Below are 16,047 nucleotides of genomic sequence, written 5' to 3'. Positions count from 1 at the left end.
ATCATCGTCTCTCAGCTACCTATAAATAAATGGTATGACTACATCGGAGATCCCACTCTGGCCGATGCCATCATGGACAGATTGGTGTCAAATGCGAATAAAATTGAATTAAAAGGTGATTCTATGCGTCAGAAAAAGAAAAAATAGTTATATTTGCACCCAGTAAGGCAGAGCCGATGATCATGGTACCGTTTGCAGCGATACGGACGGTACCGATTGCAGCGCTAGCATGGTACCGATTACAGTGTTACACTTGGTACCGATACAGCGATATCAGCATATCATTATTATGCGACAATTATGATGACATCAAATGGGAGCGATATTCATTATAAGTAAATATCGTTCCCATAATATAGTTTCGAAAATATCATAGACACCCTCTAAGGATATCTGAGATACATGGTGTGTCGATGATTTCGTAGGTGCTGTCTTCTTTCAGCCAAACAATTTTTCTAGCTATAACAGGAAGTCCTATGTCTTCTAGCATAAGGGCATACAGATTAAGTTGTATGATGTAAAGCCCATAGTCCTCCTCGACTATATTGTCAAACGGAGAGAGAAGCATTTTCCTGTACTTTCTGTTATACTCACTATAGAGATTGGCATTTGTCTTATAGTCCAGTATTACAAAGCCCGCCTTTGTTTCGTCTCCGTTTCCATCAAACCAATAGAGCATATCGAAGGTCCCACAAATTTGCTCCTTTAAGTTCTTGCTGTTATCAGGATTCTTGCCACTATAGACTTTTGCCTCGTTCAATACAAGATGGTATGACGAGGGGAGTTCTTTCATAAACAATTCAACGGCTTCTTCCTTGGGATGGATGGGAGCCAAATAATTGTATGTTTCATTGTACTGCACACGAACTGAATCTCTGATGAATTCTGGGTGTCCGGCTTTTAGATAGCCAAGACTCTCTCCAAACTCATGCGTCTTTGTTCCCAGCGTAGTGGCTCTAAAAGAGTTGCATCGCCATCTTCTTATCCAGTAGTCTGCAGTCTCTCCATGTTTTTGGGCATAATCTACAGCTTGAACAGCTTCGTTGAATGGATTCGCAATAAAACGATGCCCAATGCCAGATACAGAATTCAATTGTTTTCCATGCAGCAAATATTTATGCCCTTCTTCATAGAACTCCAAATCGCCAAATGATTCCAGAATGAGCCTTCGAGCCTTAACAACAGTATCTGGCTCTCCATTAATATAGAACATCTGATTAGCCTCTAATAGATTGGAGTCAAATGGGCTGTCGTTTTTCTTAACGTTAGTGCTCTTAAGATTGAAATCTACAATGGGACTCTTGATGATAATCACTTTCTGCTTGGCTCTACTAATCATCACGTTCATTCTTTGCCTATCTAGAAGGAAAAGGATGTTTTCCTTATAATATTCACTATCGCTGACCGATGTAGTCAGAATAATCACGTCAACATCCTGACCTTGTAGCCTTTCTACAGTATCAACGAGTATATCCTCAGTTTTGCCGCCTTGGGCTTTCCATTGATCATACACCATATTTACCTGCTTGCGATAGGGCGTAACGATGGCCACATCATAGCCCATGCCTTTATATTTGGTAGCCTGTTCTACAGCCTTCTTGGCCTCTTCCTGATTGAAGTCTTTACAGCCATCAGTAGCAACATTGATGTAAGTTACTGCATCCTGAAGATTTTCACCATTAACATGCCTGTCGGCAATAGAAGCGTGACTCTTCAAATGGATTCCAAAAGGCTCATAGAATGCTTCTGAGACAAACTTGCAAATGGTGCTGTTCATGCGATACGTCGTATCGAGTACCGTCTTGAAGTCTGGGTATAAGTTAGACAAGTGTGAGAAAATACTGACAGATAATTCGTTATTAGTTAGCTCAGGATGAAAGATGGGAGGCATTTGTCTGTCATCACCGATAAAGATAATGCTGCCTGCCCCAAATGAAGCAATACCTGCTGCTATCGTCAGAGGTATTTGGCTGGCTTCATCAACCAACACCAAGGTAGGAGCAAAACCACTTCGCTTAAGTCCCAGATTGATAATAGCAGCATGTAGTGTCATGCCAACGATAGCACCATATTTATTATTTCTGATGTTCTTCCTGTGAACTTTATTGTAATCAGAGAAGGATTTGAATTTCTGGATGTTGGCAGAGACACTCTGCGCCTTCAGAGTCTCACCTATTTTTATAACAGGCATTGTGTCTGCTATCTTATTCAGCGCATTGTTAACAGCTTGATGAGTGTTGCTGATGATCAACACCTCTCGTCCACACTTGCTGAAAATAGAGGCAATGGTTGCCAGTACATTAGTCTTACCTGTACCTGGAGGGCCTTGAATACAATACAGTGATGGACACTTTAATACCTTCTCAACAGCTTTTCGTTGAATTGGGTCCAGTTCCTTGGGTATGTCAACCTTACTAGCATCTATAGGTCTGTATCCTTCTTTGTCAGGCTGTTCGATGTTGCATAGTTGCTTGATATAAAAAGTCCCAGAAGCACCTTCTTCTAAATAATCGAGTACACTGATAAGTGGGTCTAGATAGAACCCTTCTTTAACTACAATATCATACTTTAATGATAACGGAAGAGGCACATTGACGCTAATGAAGTCAAATGTGTTTTCAATGACAGCAGCCTTAATGCTATTCCCACTATTCACATCAATGAGTTCCACACGATCACCACCACGAAGTTTCGTGTTGTTATCTTTTGTTCTCAGCTCAGAACATCCATCTTTGGAGTCAGTGACAAGACACCCCTTAATGAGGTAGCCTTGTTCCACTTTCTCTGCATCAGATAGGTCCAAATGGTCTTGGACGTCCTTTTCTGTCAGTTCTTTTTCTTCCTTAAGGTAAGAAAGAAGCTGTTCTTTGTATTCGTCGAATGTCATGGTGTAATCATTTATTGATTTAGACAACGCTTAAAATAATATCGAACTTTGGGGTCACAAGCAAAAACAAAGCACCCTTTCTTGCCACGAGTAAGGAGAACTCTGTAGGTATTCAATATCAATTGGTCATTCTCTTTACATGCTCTATGAGTAAGGTCATGATTCCTGCCATTAGGATTATAGCAAAGACATCCTCTGTTATCATCCCACATCAGGTCTGGCCCAATAATAACTCCTACATAATCTGTTTCCCAACCCTGAATGGAATGAATACATCCCACTTGGTTTACGCCTTCATGCTGGTTACACCAACTATCAGCGTCTTTTGCGTATTTATATTGGAAATCCCCTCTAGGTGATTGCTGAGTCTCCCATGGAAGAGCAAAGCCATATTCCTCATTTAAATCTACTTCATATCTCAAATCGCCTGTTTTCTTGTCAACCTGTGGTTTTTCTTTTGTATTCCAATCCCAGCACCATCCTGCAACAAGACGAGCACTTTGCTCGAATTCCATGTTAGGAGTATGCGTATAAGTGTACAATGCCTCGTATGTGAACAAATCTCCCATATGTTCTTTGAAACTGTCTGCAACAACGGCATAGCTGTCTAATGACCTTATTTTTGCATACAAGTCATGAGGATTGTCATAAATGCCAAATTCATATGATTCTCTATTGAGCTTAACCTTTTGGGGTGTTTTGCTTTCATATAGAACCTGATCTATCCAGTTCAAATAATTATTAGAACCATTACAGCGGAATTGGTCTTTTAGCTCAAATACATGAACATTTACCTTTTCAACCATAGGCACAATTATGGGACAGTTAATTTTATTACTTATTGTTTCATATCCTTCATCACCTTTTTGTAGCCCTTCAATCTTTTTCTTTAAAGAAGGTAGTGTGTCACTATTTTTTAGTTTAATGATAGGATGATTCTTAGGACACTTTTTTTCTCCCAAATAGATTCGATTTGTTTCTTCTATAAATTCTTTATAGTGCTCTGCTGCCATTTCAATATTTGACGACAATCCTATTTCTTTACTCTTGATAGATTGTTTGTCATCAATAAAGAATACACATACACGTGAGGTGTAAAGCATAGATAAAATCTGAGGAAGATATGATCTGTGTTCACTAGGGCGAGAACTATCTGTTTGATCATTCGATTTATCTTGTATTCTATGTGCTTCATCAACAATCAATACATCTCCGCCATTTTCTTTGTTACCAAACTCAAATGGTTTAAAGTCAAACGTTGATTTAATGAGCGATGAAGCCTCTCCATTTTTACCAAAACGTCTTGCTACTCCTTTTAGGATATCTTTCCATTGATTTCTAAGACTAGAGGAACGGGTGGCATAAAATACGTTTTGACAATTGTATTCTTTCTTATACAATTCTGAAAGCAATTTCATTGCAATGACGCTCTTTCCTGTGCCAGGTCCGCCTTTAACAATAATCGCTGTTTTTTCGTTTGTTTTTGTATTCTTAACAGCACCGAGAATGTCGTTATAAGTATCTATCTGATCACCAATTAAGTTGAAGACGTCGTCTGTTCCCTCAAGCATTTTAGCTGCGACATCACATAGTCTTTTTGTGGTACCGATTTCGCTATTGGCGAATGCTTTATATATTTTTTCACCTTTACCTTGACACAACAAAGTATTAAGTTTCTTTGAGAACACTTCCTTCTGGTCTTTACAAAAGAGAGGATATTTTTCTATTACATCCTTGTAAGAATTGTCTAATAAAGCACAATTTTGGTCGTCAGATTTGTAGTTGTAACAGTATGCAAAGCCGTAGATGTTTATATCGTTTTCCTCTAAAGCTTTAACATGATTGCGTATTACATTATCATAACCTGAAACCTGCTCACAAGGGTGAGATACATATTCGTTGCCACTTTTGTATCCATTAACTATCACATCTGCTTTATAGGTGTTTTGATCATAGTATGGAGTGACATTATTATTACTCCATTGTTTTAATTCAATATGAATAATGTTTATATGTCCGTCAATACCATGCCCAAACAGCATACAATCAATTCGACCTCCACCGATAGGGACCTGATACTCAAAGGCTATCACGGCATCATCAGGCAGATTGCTTTTTGAAAAAAGGATGTTTAGTGCATCATAATTCTCGGCCCATGATGCTTTTTCAGAATCCCCATGGTTAAGTCCTATTTCTAAAGCCCTATCACTCATTTCATTTGCAAAGACATTCTTTGCTCCAATACTTTTAAACTCTCCTAGAGTTAATACTAACAAAGCTTTGTTCGTTTGTTCCATCTCTCTAATATTTTTATGTTATTAGTAACAATATCTGCAAATTTATATAAAATCCCTCAAACCACCAAGGGTTTGAGGAGAAAAAAAATATCAGATATTTATATTGGTGTTGAATACGTAAACGTCGTCATACTTTTCGTCTTCTTCGAACTGGTCCACAGGGACGAATTCGACTGTCTCCTCGATAACATAGCCAGCTACCCCATCCTTATAGAAGATAACATTAGTATCTGGCTCCCAGTCGGCCTTGTCGTACTGAGGGAGGACGAAGCACATGGTGCTGACATCTAGGGCACCAACCTTACCATCGGACTCGAGAAGGATGAAATCGTTCCAGGGTTCGTAGAACTTGGTGATGACATTTGGAATGAACACCTTGCCATCGATGGTGACATAGCCGAACTTTTCTTTGATACCATCCCAACGGCCATGATATAAACCAGTATAGGCATCCCAAATGAGGGTATCGAAGCGGAAGTCGCAAAGTGTTTCGCCTTTACCATCGGCCTTGACAACGCCGAACTTGCCATTCTTCTGGGCAGCCAAGTGCTTGAGATTGAACACGTGATGGTCGCCCAGGATGGTGAAGCCCTCGAATTGGGCAGGTACTAGAATCTGACCTGCAGCATTCTTAACACCTTTTAGGCCTGTGACAGGGTCGGTGAACTCGTAGTTGTTCCAGTCGAAAGACGATATGAGCTGGTTGATACGATTGATAGTGTCGTCGTAAGCGGCACCCTGAAGATCAGAACTGCTCAGTGCTGCTGAGAGGTTATCGTACTCATTCAACTGTTCGACAGTTGGTCTTGGAAGATTCTGCTCTTTTTCCATATTATACATATTATAATTAAACATATACTGATTATTTCCATGCTAAGATACTGTTTTTATCTAGATAAAGCAGGAAATGTATACATATAAGAGCAGAATGAATCGAGTCTATCGATGAATTCGTTGCTTAAGCAAGGATAACAGGATATAAAATGAAGCCAAGCTGCCGCTCCAGTTCTGCTAGTTTGCTACCACCAGGACGAAAGAAGGTAGAGCTCATAGAATCATGGCTCTACTTGGTTTCAGGGCTATTTTTCAATTCGCTAAATATTTTCTCAAAAAAAAATCTAATTTTGCGATTTATATAATGAAGTCCTTTAGATTCATTACAGGTTTGATGGAAGAGACTGCAGAAGACAGTTTGTATCAAGAACAATTCGCCTCATAACGATAATGAGTTCGCATATGTTCCTCGCCCCATTCCTCTATGGTATCATTATTTATGACGCCATTGTCCCACAAAGCATCAATGGCTTTCTGCTTTGCTGGCAAAATAGCGCGCCAACATATCCTTAAACTCATTCAAATCAGACTCTGACTTGATGCTATTAATAGCATTAATGAGTTCCATATGAGCAATTTCACTGTACGACATAATGAATCTTACTTGTTTATTACGCAGGCAAAGATAAGCATTTTTTTGAAACGACGTTCAATGTGAGCTGAAATTTTTGCAAAAATAGGGATATTTTTCGAGAATAAGACTTTTTTGTCGAAAAAAAACACTTTTTCTGTTTACACCTTATATAATAGAAAAAGCCTCGAGATGTTTCGAGGCTTTATATTTTCTGGCGGTTGTATGCTTCAACCTGACGTTTGATTTCCGTTTTGATGGTATCCCAATCTACCTTTTGGAACATATATGGCATAGGCTGAGGATCGGCATCAGCAAAATATGTCATACTTAACAACGCTCTGTATTCTGAACCATCAGTATATTTTTGCAAATAGAGTTTGATGAGCTCTTCGAAAGAATAATGCTGAAGCAAGAAATACACATCAACAAAGTCTTTCTTGGTTCCTCTGCCCATTACAGCATTCACCTTCATGGCAGCAATATCCTTTGAAGAAGCTAACCTAATGCCATCTTCGATTACAGGATCATCTATCCAATCATAGCGATAGTTTACAACATCCACCTTAACACCATCAAGAAAATATGATTTAATAGCCTTTGTGCATCCACCTTTCTCTACATCCGTTGCACACTCAGTCATCATAGCGGTAAGTTCGTCGATATCTTCGGTTGTAGAACCAAAGAAGTCCAAATCTACTGAACGACGATGGCCATACTGCAAAGCTAATGACGTACCACCTACTAAACGCATATCTTTTAGTAATGGCTGTTGCATTAGTTTCTTTAAGAGTTCCAAGGTGTCTGGAAAGACTGTCTGAAATGATAACATCTGTAATCTTCTTGGTTAGTGTGCGAAATAGTGCAGATAAACGAGAGACATACAGGGTCGAGAGTACGCATCTGCTTGCACTCCTCTACTATTTTATCGAGCCCATAATAACGATTGATGAGACGCCAATCATTCATCTGTCCGTATTCCAAAACACGTTGAATGATATAACGAGCAGAAACCTCCATCGACAATTCTGATGGATCGACATCCCAAAACAGATTTTTGGAAAAACTCAGCAAACAGTCTCTTTCGCTCATAATATCTATTGTTTATCGCTTGCAAAAGTAAATAAAAAAGCCGAAAGTTCCAAACTTTAGACAGAAAACTTGATTTTATGGGGGAAAATTACAGAAACACACGCACATTTAATGGCAAGATATCAACCTCTCACTCAAATGCGATAAAAGGTGCATAAACACTGGCATTCTGAGACATGAGAGGTTGAGCGAACCTCTCACCTAACCTCTCACTCAACCTCTCACTCGATTTTAACACTTGGAGAATTTAACAAAAATTTAACAGGAAAGACGGACAACCGCTTTTTATTTTTTGTACCTTTGCCAACCGAAAGGCAATAGCCAAAAACCGTACACAAAGACATACGTGAGTATGAAAAGTGCACATAACAAAATTATTAATTATAAACTGATAACATCTTATGAATAAAATGACAATTAACGGAGAGTCTCTAGGAGCCTCTCTGCAGAACTCGCTCGCGGTTGAGCAGTTCCTTACTGACAATTACCTGTTCCGTCGAAACATTCTCAATGGAAAGGTAGAGTATGTAATCTTGAAGGCCGAACAGACTGGTTATCAGTCTGTTTGGCGAACGCTAACACCTGAAGCTCTGAACAGCATCGTTCGCAAGGCTAAGCAGGAGCAGATTACCAAAAACAGTCCTAAGACTGATATACAAGAGGTAATCTACTCGGATGCAACGCCCGTGTACGATCCTATCAGCGAGTTTCTATCGCAACTGCCCAAATGGGACGGACAGAATCATCTGGCCAAGTTGTTCAGCCGCTTGCCTGGCATTAGCAGCGAGCAGTTGGACTTCTTGGTTATCTGGTTCCGTTCGGCTGTGGCGCATTGGCTGCAGAAGGATAAGCTACATGCCAATGAGAGTGTGCCCACACTGATTGGTAGTCAAGGCTGTGGCAAATCAACTTTCATTGCGCGTTTGCTGCCTCCTGAACTGCAGGAGTATTATCTCGACCATCTGAACCTATCAAACAAGTTCGATAAGGAGATGGCCTTGACTAACAACCTGCTGGTGAACCTAGACGAGTTGGATGCCGTCCGCCCCAGTCAGCAGGCGGCCTTGAAGCAGACGCTCTCGAAAATCAAGGTTAACGGACGTACCATCTATGGCAGTTCGCAGCAGGATCGCCCTCGCTATGCATCGTTCGTAGCTACTACCAATAATCCCCATCCCCTGTCGGATGTAACAGGTAGTCGTCGATTCATCTGTATTGAGATTCCCGATGGGCAGTATATCGACAATGCGGGTGAGATTGATTACGAGCAGCTATATGCTCAGTTGGTGTATGAGGTGAACGAGTTGAAGGCACCTTACTGGTTTACCAACGAACAGGTAGCACGTATTCAGGCGCTGAACCAGAACTATACCGACGAAAAGGACATAGCAGAGATTATTGAGGCATGTTTCCGCAAGCCTAACGAAGGCGAGAAGGTAAAGGCGATGAACTGCACGCAGATGCTGGAGTTGATTAGCAAGGAGTATCCTTCGCTTAAAAAGACCGTTAGCACCAAGGTGCATCTGGGATTGGCAATGAAGGATCTGGGCTTTGAGCATACTGAGCGCGGACATGTAAAATACTACAATGTGGTGCCTGTTGATGCTGCATGACGACGAAAAAAGTGAGAGGTTGAGTGAGAGGTATAGTGAGAGGTTATACAAACCTCTCATAAGCCTCAACTCCTTTACAGATGCGACTTTCAGTGTATTTGAGTGAGAGGTTAAACAAAATAACAAAACTATTTATGAGCAAGATTAATTACGATGAAGTTCCTGGCTGCTATCTGCATTGCATCAAGGCAGATTGCAAGATGGCCAGCCATTGTCTGCGCCAGTTGGCTATGCAGAATTTGCCTGGCAACCTGACAGCAGTAACAATTCTGAATCCACAGCTAACCAAAACCGGCGAAGGGTGCGAATACTATCGCGATGATAAGCCTCAGGTTTATGGCAAAGGTTTTAAGAACATGCAGAAAAAGATGTTTCCTGATGAGTACAGTACGTTTATGTATCGACTGCAGGGCAAGTTTGGTCGTAATCCATACTTCGAACGTCGCAAGGGTGCCCAACTCTGTTCACCCAGCGATATCAAAGAAATAGAGGCCGCCCTTAAAGCGATCAACCATCCAGAACTAAAGTTTGATGCTTATGTAGAGAAACTGAACTGGAACGATTAATCCTCGTCCAAGTCCTCCTTATTGATGACTCGAGTCCTTCCCATGGAGGACTCGAGTCATTTAGTATCAGGACTGCAGTCATCCCTAAGGAGGACTGAGACAAGTTCGCCGACAAAAGTAAGTAAAAAGCGGGAAGTTCCAAACTTTATGGCGAAAATATTAGGATGATATGGAGATTATTGCTATCTTTGCGACATGAAATTAGGACAAGTAAGACCAGCCACACAGGCCAACCGCTTTTATACAGGCGACGCGAAAGCGCTTGAGAATGAAGTAGATAGTCTGCTAATGCGCCACAACAGCAGTCAGGTTTACGATAATCTGGCAGCACTTATTGTGCCCCATGCGGGCTACTATTTCTCTGGAAATGTGGCAGCTTCGGCATATATGTCGATCGATGCCAAGAAAAAATACAAACGCATTTTCTTGTTAGGTCCCAGCCACCACGAATGGCTTGATGGTGCATCGGTAAACACCGAGGCCGACTATTACGCCACACCACTTGGCAATGTAAAAGTGGACCACGAAACAGCTATCGAATTGACTAAGGCTGATAGCATTTTTACCTATCACTGTTCGGCTCATGCGCAAGAGCATTGTCTGGAGGTGCAACTGCCATTTCTGCAACGCAGACTGGGCGAAGTTCCACCAATAGTGCCTATCATCATTTCGACCAATGACTACTACAAACTTAAACGGATGGCCGATGTGCTAAAAGCCTATTTTACTGACGAGAATCTGTTTGTAATCAGCAGCGATTTTTCGCATTATCCATCGTACCAAGATGCCTGCGAGGTGGATGCAAAAACAGGCAAAGCCATCGAAACAGGCGATGTAGAGGAATTTATTGCTACCATCGAGGCCAATGCCAATAGCGGCAAACGCAATCTGGCAACGAGTGCATGCGGTGAGTTTGCCATCGTTACGCTGCTGATGATGATGGATAATCAATACGACGTTAAACATCTGAAGTATCAGAACTCTGGCGATATCGACAATCGAGAACTTAGTCGCGTGGTGGGCTATCATTCGTTTGCCATTCTGCGTCAAAACAACAAAAGCTTCACCCTTTCTGATAATGACAAGAAAGCGCTAAAGGGCATCGCTTTTCAAAGCATCAAAGATTCCCTTAACGGCAAACCCATCGCACAGCCAACTCTCCGCTCATCCATTCTCAATTCGAAATGTGGCGCCTTTGTTTCGCTGCACAAATATGGCCGATTGCGTGGATGTATAGGCCACTTTGGCGAGGATTACCCTCTTCATGAGATTGTGGCCAGGATGGCTCGGGCAGCAGCATTCGAAGACCCACGATTTCTACCCGTAACCAGCGACGAACTGGGCGATATCGACATTGAGATTTCTGTGCTCACGCCTATGCGTCGCATACAGAGTATCGACGAGTTTGAGTTGCACCGTCATGGCATCTATATCAAGAAAGGTTATCGCAGCGGTACGTTCCTTCCGCAGGTAGCCGATGAGGTTAACTGGACCAAAGAGGAGTTCATTGGACATTGTGCACAAGATAAGGCTGGCATTGGTTGGGATGGCTGGCGCGATGCCGAATTATATGTTTACGAAGCAATAGTATTCTGATGGAGTGCAGATATTATCATCGATTGGAGGATGGACGACTTGAATGCGAACTTTGTCCGCATCACTGCAAGATAGGTGATGGCCAAACGGGCATCTGTCGCAGTAGACGGAATCATGGCGGCACGCTGGTGAGCGAGGTGTACGCCATGCCTTGCTCGCTGGCTATCGATCCGATTGAGAAGAAGCCGCTTTACCATTTTCATCCAGGCACCACATGTCTCTCCATCGCATGTACAGGCTGCAATTTCCATTGCTTGAACTGTCAGAACCACGAAATATCGCAGGTTTCGCCACAAGACTTAAACTACTACGAGCTGCAACCTGATGAGGTGGTTGCACTATGCCAGAAGCACCATTGCCCAGTCATCGCCTATACTTACACAGAGCCGCTCACCTATATCGAATATATCACGGATACAGCCCGAAAAGCCCACGAAGCCGGACTTTGGAACATATTGGTTACTGCAGGTTATGTTTGCCAAGACCCACTGAGCCATCTACTTCCCTATCTTGATGCGGCCAACGTAGATTTAAAATCATTTAGCGATGAGATATACCAGCGTGTGAGTGGCGGCCATCTGCAACCTGTGCTCGACACCATTCTGGCCATGCGCGATGCTGGCGTATGGGTAGAGATAACCAATCTGGTTATTCCAGGCATCAACGACGATATGCAGATGATTAAAGAAATGTGCAAATGGATGAAAGATAATGGCTTATCCGAAGCACCATTGCACTTTAGCCGATTCTTTCCTCGCTATAAAATGCAGGATACCCCACCTACCCCTCGCCAAATACTATATGCAGCCAAGCAAATAGCCGAAGAAGAAGGTATCAAGCATGTGTATCTGGGAAATATATAGATAAGGACAATAATATAATTATATATGAACTATTTAGAACAGAAAATCCTTCAAGAGTGCGAGATCAGGCCTGGTAATATTCTGAAGATTGACAGTTTTCTCAATCATCAGATTCAGATGGACGTGATGCGCTATATTGCGCAGGAGTTCAAGAGCAGGTTTGCAGGCACTGAGATTACCAAGATTCTCACCATCGAGGCCAGCGGCATAGCCATTGCCACCATGCTTGGCAACAGCCTTGATGTGCCAGTGGTGTTTGCCAAGAAGGGCGAGACGCTCAACAGCAGCGACGACAAATACATATCGCACGCTTATTCCTTCACCCATAAGAAGCAGAACAAAGTATTTGTTTCTGTTCCCTATATCTCAGCAACGGATCATCTGCTGATAGTAGATGATTTCCTTGCCGAAGGCGAAGCTGTTCACGCCCTTATCGACATCGCCCGCCAGGCAGGCGCCACAATTGCAGGCATTGGTATCGCCGTAGAAAAGGGCAACCAGAATGGCGGTCGCATACTTCGTGAAGAAGGCTACCACCTAGAGTCCATCGTCATCATCGAAGAGATGAACTACGAAACCCAAACCATCAAATTCCGCGAATAAAAGCGCAGTCGAGTCATCAATAAGGAAGACTCAGACGAATTATAACTTAAAGCCTTGCCAGAGACTATTTTCTCAGTTTCTGGAATTCCTTTTTGGCAGCTGACATATCATCGAGGAATGCCTTACAGGTATGCAGTCGGGCATAGCAGGCAGCAGCTAACATACGAGATGCATCAACATCACTCTGCCAGTGGAAACCCGCAATCACACGACTCTGTCCCCATTCGTACCCGAGCTTAAATAGTTCATCTTGGGCCGCAGGGTTAATCTCGCACAACAAGAGCGCCATACCCCAACCACGAACAGTATGACCAGAGGGGTAAGAACCATTTGTACGCAACTCCTCCTCTTCCTCTGGCACAAGCGTAGGTTCGCTGAAATATACATACGGACGGGTGCGCATATAGGTAGCCTTTGGCTTTGTGGCACTCAAGCGGATAGTAAGAACAGCTCTGTTAATAACATGATAGATGGCTGGTGTTTTCTGTTCTGAGATCTCCATGCCAAAAGCTTTGCAAAACTGCGGCACCATATCCTTCACCTCATAAGCTGCCTCCCTGATAGCCTTACGAGCACGTAAAGAATCCTGACGCTGCTGTTTACCCCAGTAATATTGTGATATATCGTTCATAAACTGCGGCGAACCAGGAGCTGGGGGCGCAGGCAACCAATACACGGCATTTGGCACCTCGTCGGCAGTAAGATACACCAGGTCGTCAGCCTTTTGAGCACTAACCACATTACTCCACAGCATTAATGCCGCCATCATCCACATAACGTTCTTTTTCATAATCCTTATATTCTTTGCTATAAATTAGTAGACGTAAATTATCAATTCGATGGCAAAAGTACGTAAAAAAGCCGAAAGTTCCTAACTTTCGAGCGAAAAACAATTTATAGTTAGTATGGGCGTTATTTGTTACCGAAAGTTAAATTTATCGTTTTTCGATAAGTTTTTATCGATTTTATTTGGTTAGTATTGTTTTTATTTCTACTTTTGCATATCGATAAACGATAAATAAACAAATTAAAACGATAAATAGAGCTATGAGTACAAGTTTATTTCAGAATGCGAAAAAGAACCCTGTCAGCACGATTATCTTGCTGCTTTTCTTTGCTTATGTAGGCTATTCTATTATTGACGACATCCAGACCGTGCGTCAAGCCACCACTGATTTCGACTATTGCAAAGGCCTTTGCGACCTGGTAGAGTTCATTGGCAAGACTATCACCTGGTGCATCTACTTCGTTGTATGCTACCTTACTTATGTGCATAAGCAGTACAGCCGCTGGATTCTTTGGCTGTATTATCTTGCAGTAGTAGTGTTCATCATTTATTATATATGTGCAGGCAATACGCTCGACTATGTTTTCAACCATATTGGTGCTGAACACCTCGACCGTTTACCATCCATGGCCCGCAGTCTATATGGTGCCCCATTCTATTTCATTGTGTTTAGTTTCTTCTTTATGCCCAAGCTTATCAAGGACACCATGAAACTGAAGAAAGAACAAGAACTTACTGTATAATCAATAGAAAAGGATAAATGTTATGAAACAGAAACTTAACATCCTATGTATTTTGTTGCTGGTGCTGATGATTGCCGGCATAGTAATGACGCTTATAGGCGCTTCCGACGAGTTCCATAAGGGCTGGACTGAAGGCAAAAACGGCAGCGAACCGTCAACCCTTTTAGGTACATTCGGTATACTGATAGTATTCCTCTTTTTCATAGTCTATCTTTACACTTTTGCCTGCTTTGTGCGTTTTATCCTCAACATCAATCATGGCGAGGTATTCTCGTGGGCCAATGTTGACCTGCTTCGCACTGTGGGATGGTGTATCATTGTACCTACGGTGATCATATTTGCCATTATGGCACCCAATTCTGAAAGCCTGTGGGAAACAGGGGCCGATGCTATCGGTTTCATCACGGAAGGTGTGTTTATCCTTATCATGGCCGAGGCTTTTGCCATTGGGTTAAAGTTGAAAGAAGAGCAGGATTTAACGATTTAAGCCTATGGGACAGATAGTAGTAAACTTAGACGTGGAGATGGCCAAGCGCAAGATGTCGCTCAGCGAACTGGCCGAGCGCGTAGGTTTGACCCTTGCCAACCTCTCCATCCTGAAAACGGGTAAGGCCAAAGCCATCCGCTTCAGCACCCTCGAAGCCATCTGCCGCGAGTTAGGTTGCCAGCCAGGCGACATTCTTGAATATAGAGACGAATAATCACAATTTTAATTTAATCAGTATGCTACACCCAATTATCCTCTGGGCCATTCATTTAGCCCTCACCACAATAATCGGCATAGTAACAAGCATTATCAAATGCCTGTAAGGTAAAAAACGTAAAAACGTTTTTGCATGAACTTAGAATACAGTATGTCACCTGAGTTAATTCAAAACCCCTCGTGAATTAATTCAATACCCTTTTTGAATTAATTCAACGCATAAAAGGAGTTTATAAGCGAAGTAGGAATTGTCAACTATTTTTCTTTGCGGTAACAACGGTGACGATGTAGGCATTCAAAAGCACTAATACTCCAGCTACAGGTTTATACCAAGCCTGGAGTTTTTTGTTCATATAGCTTGATTCTTTCTTTTATCGACATTTTGGCAAACTTTCGCCATTCGGTGGCCTCACCACTGACCAGGTAATCGAGATTATTCATGTGGCGATAGGCCTCCAGCTCGAAAGGATTCACCAGGTAAGCGCCATGCTTTAGCTGCCGATTGGCAGGAAGAGCCTTGAGCCAGTACCATATATACAATAGGTAGAAGCGCCACCACGAATCGCCACACGACTGGGCTTGGCGCAGATGAATCATCTCGTGGTTCTTCATGGCTCTATCGTGTTGATTAAACTGATCGGCTTCGTACTGATTAGGTGTGAGGATATGGCCAAAGAACGTCAAACCAGCAAACCCTTTCCGCATCCAGAAAGAGTTGACCACAGCAGGCATATCAACCACCTTGCTTGGACGAACAGCCCGCCACATGATAGGCACCACACGAAACATCATCCACATAAGTAACGACAAAGGTAGCAAAATAATTGAAAATTGACAATTGATAATTGGAAATTGTTTTGATTTCGACTTTTTTTTGTATTTTTGCACACAA

General features: G+C 42.2%; 16 protein-coding genes. 9 read left to right on the top strand and 7 right to left on the bottom strand.

Annotation, left to right across the window (positions count from 1 at the left end):
• On the top strand, window positions 1–147 hold a 147-nt coding region (locus tag T495_RS15650), incomplete at its 5' end, for an ATP-binding protein (protein ID WP_197020400.1).
• A 223-nt stretch (window positions 148–370) separates the two neighbouring features.
• Here T495_RS15650 and T495_RS0113225 read toward each other — a convergent pair.
• The 5 genes from T495_RS0113225 to T495_RS0113205 all read right to left on the bottom strand — a co-directional run bounded on the left by T495_RS0113225 (window position 371) and on the right by T495_RS0113205 (window position 7,681).
• Entirely contained in the window at window positions 371–2,887 is a 2,517-nt protein-coding gene (locus tag T495_RS0113225; RefSeq protein WP_155993681.1) for an ATP-binding protein, read from the bottom strand.
• An 11-nt stretch (window positions 2,888–2,898) separates the two neighbouring features.
• A complete protein-coding gene (locus T495_RS0113220) occupies window positions 2,899–5,184 on the bottom strand; it encodes a DNA/RNA helicase domain-containing protein (protein ID WP_033149012.1) in 2,286 nt (761 codons plus the stop codon).
• Between the two features lie 90 nt (window positions 5,185–5,274).
• Window positions 5,275–6,015 carry a hypothetical protein gene (locus T495_RS0113215; protein ID WP_155993679.1) on the bottom strand — a complete coding sequence of 247 codons (741 nt, stop codon included), beginning with the start codon at window positions 6,013–6,015 and terminating at the stop codon, window positions 5,275–5,277.
• A 779-nt stretch (window positions 6,016–6,794) separates the two neighbouring features.
• Entirely contained in the window at window positions 6,795–7,343 is a 549-nt protein-coding gene (locus T495_RS0113210; protein ID WP_369793257.1) for a nucleotidyl transferase AbiEii/AbiGii toxin family protein, read from the bottom strand.
• 32 nt (window positions 7,344–7,375) lie between these two features.
• Complete coding sequence (locus tag T495_RS0113205) at window positions 7,376–7,681, bottom strand: hypothetical protein (RefSeq protein ID WP_033149009.1); 306 nt, start codon at window positions 7,679–7,681, stop codon at window positions 7,376–7,378.
• Between the two features lie 410 nt (window positions 7,682–8,091).
• Between T495_RS0113205 and T495_RS0113200 the strand changes: the two genes are divergently transcribed.
• The 5 genes from T495_RS0113200 to T495_RS0113180 all read left to right on the top strand — a co-directional run bounded on the left by T495_RS0113200 (window position 8,092) and on the right by T495_RS0113180 (window position 12,922).
• Window positions 8,092–9,294 carry a VapE domain-containing protein gene (locus tag T495_RS0113200; RefSeq protein WP_231495113.1) on the top strand — a complete coding sequence of 401 codons (1,203 nt, stop codon included), beginning with the start codon at window positions 8,092–8,094 and terminating at the stop codon, window positions 9,292–9,294.
• A gap of 134 nt (window positions 9,295–9,428) precedes the next feature.
• Window positions 9,429–9,860: a DUF6078 family protein gene (locus T495_RS0113195; RefSeq protein ID WP_033149007.1), complete on the top strand. Its 432-nt coding sequence runs from the start codon at window positions 9,429–9,431 to the stop codon at window positions 9,858–9,860.
• A 195-nt stretch (window positions 9,861–10,055) separates the two neighbouring features.
• Window positions 10,056–11,456 carry an AmmeMemoRadiSam system protein B gene (gene amrB, locus T495_RS0113190; RefSeq protein WP_033149006.1) on the top strand — a complete coding sequence of 467 codons (1,401 nt, stop codon included), beginning with the start codon at window positions 10,056–10,058 and terminating at the stop codon, window positions 11,454–11,456.
• The gene (gene amrS, locus T495_RS0113185; RefSeq protein WP_051652063.1) at window positions 11,456–12,319 is read left to right on the top strand and encodes an AmmeMemoRadiSam system radical SAM enzyme; all 864 of its coding nucleotides are present in this window, start codon (window positions 11,456–11,458) and stop codon (window positions 12,317–12,319) included. Before amrB ends, amrS begins: the two co-directional genes overlap by 1 nt.
• Before the next feature lie 24 nt (window positions 12,320–12,343).
• On the top strand, window positions 12,344–12,922 hold the full coding sequence (locus T495_RS0113180) for a xanthine phosphoribosyltransferase (protein WP_033149005.1): 579 nt from the start codon (window positions 12,344–12,346) through the stop codon (window positions 12,920–12,922).
• A 64-nt stretch (window positions 12,923–12,986) separates the two neighbouring features.
• On the opposite strand, the gene T495_RS0113175 is transcribed toward T495_RS0113180, so the two are convergent.
• Window positions 12,987–13,712 (bottom strand): phosphatase PAP2 family protein, encoded by a 726-nt coding sequence (locus T495_RS0113175; protein WP_051652062.1) that lies wholly within the window; start codon window positions 13,710–13,712, stop codon window positions 12,987–12,989.
• A gap of 257 nt (window positions 13,713–13,969) precedes the next feature.
• On the opposite strand from T495_RS0113175, the gene T495_RS0113170 reads away from it, so the two are divergent.
• The 3 genes from T495_RS0113170 to T495_RS0113160 are packed head-to-tail and all read left to right on the top strand — an operon-like array spanning window position 13,970 to window position 15,153.
• Window positions 13,970–14,452 (top strand): hypothetical protein, encoded by a 483-nt coding sequence (locus tag T495_RS0113170; RefSeq protein WP_028903971.1) that lies wholly within the window; start codon window positions 13,970–13,972, stop codon window positions 14,450–14,452.
• A 22-nt stretch (window positions 14,453–14,474) separates the two neighbouring features.
• On the top strand, window positions 14,475–14,939 hold the full coding sequence (locus tag T495_RS15390; RefSeq protein ID WP_081832132.1) for a DUF2975 domain-containing protein: 465 nt from the start codon (window positions 14,475–14,477) through the stop codon (window positions 14,937–14,939).
• Window positions 14,940–14,943: 4 nt separating this feature from the next.
• Window positions 14,944–15,153, top strand: coding sequence for a helix-turn-helix transcriptional regulator (locus T495_RS0113160; RefSeq protein WP_013065331.1), 210 nt, complete (start codon window positions 14,944–14,946; stop codon window positions 15,151–15,153).
• 326 nt (window positions 15,154–15,479) lie between these two features.
• Here T495_RS0113160 and T495_RS15385 read toward each other — a convergent pair whose 3' ends face one another.
• A complete protein-coding gene (locus T495_RS15385) occupies window positions 15,480–15,953 on the bottom strand; it encodes a hypothetical protein (protein WP_051652060.1) in 474 nt (157 codons plus the stop codon).
• Window positions 15,954–16,047 lie beyond the last annotated feature (94 nt).

The organism is Prevotella sp. P6B1, from assembly GCF_000702825.1.
GTDB lineage: Bacteria > Bacteroidota > Bacteroidia > Bacteroidales > Bacteroidaceae > Prevotella.
The sequence above is the reverse complement of the archived record's forward strand: the minus strand, read 5'-3'. Positions and strand labels throughout refer to the sequence as shown.

Excerpts from the sequence above, each read along its gene's own strand:
- T495_RS0113220 (WP_033149012.1), bottom strand. The coding sequence starts at position 5,184 with ATGGAACAAACGAACAAAGCTTTGTTAGTATTAACTCTAGGAGAGTTT.
- T495_RS0113200 (WP_231495113.1), top strand. The coding sequence starts at position 8,092 with ATGACAATTAACGGAGAGTCTCTAGGAGCCTCTCTGCAGAACTCGCTC.
- T495_RS0113225 (WP_155993681.1), bottom strand. The coding sequence starts at position 2,887 with ATGACATTCGACGAATACAAAGAACAGCTTCTTTCTTACCTTAAGGAA.
- T495_RS0113205 (WP_033149009.1), bottom strand. The coding sequence starts at position 7,681 with ATGAGCGAAAGAGACTGTTTGCTGAGTTTTTCCAAAAATCTGTTTTGG.
- T495_RS15390 (WP_081832132.1), top strand. The coding sequence starts at position 14,475 with ATGAAACAGAAACTTAACATCCTATGTATTTTGTTGCTGGTGCTGATG.
- T495_RS0113180 (WP_033149005.1), top strand. The coding sequence starts at position 12,344 with ATGAACTATTTAGAACAGAAAATCCTTCAAGAGTGCGAGATCAGGCCT.
- T495_RS0113215 (WP_155993679.1), bottom strand. The coding sequence starts at position 6,015 with ATGGAAAAAGAGCAGAATCTTCCAAGACCAACTGTCGAACAGTTGAAT.
- T495_RS15385 (WP_051652060.1), bottom strand. The coding sequence starts at position 15,953 with ATGTGGATGATGTTTCGTGTGGTGCCTATCATGTGGCGGGCTGTTCGT.
- T495_RS0113160 (WP_013065331.1), top strand. The coding sequence starts at position 14,944 with ATGGGACAGATAGTAGTAAACTTAGACGTGGAGATGGCCAAGCGCAAG.
- amrS (WP_051652063.1), top strand. The coding sequence starts at position 11,456 with ATGGAGTGCAGATATTATCATCGATTGGAGGATGGACGACTTGAATGC.
- T495_RS0113175 (WP_051652062.1), bottom strand. The coding sequence starts at position 13,712 with ATGAAAAAGAACGTTATGTGGATGATGGCGGCATTAATGCTGTGGAGT.
- amrB (WP_033149006.1), top strand. The coding sequence starts at position 10,056 with ATGAAATTAGGACAAGTAAGACCAGCCACACAGGCCAACCGCTTTTAT.
- T495_RS0113210 (WP_369793257.1), bottom strand. The coding sequence starts at position 7,343 with ATGCGTTTAGTAGGTGGTACGTCATTAGCTTTGCAGTATGGCCATCGT.
- T495_RS0113170 (WP_028903971.1), top strand. The coding sequence starts at position 13,970 with ATGAGTACAAGTTTATTTCAGAATGCGAAAAAGAACCCTGTCAGCACG.
- T495_RS0113195 (WP_033149007.1), top strand. The coding sequence starts at position 9,429 with ATGAGCAAGATTAATTACGATGAAGTTCCTGGCTGCTATCTGCATTGC.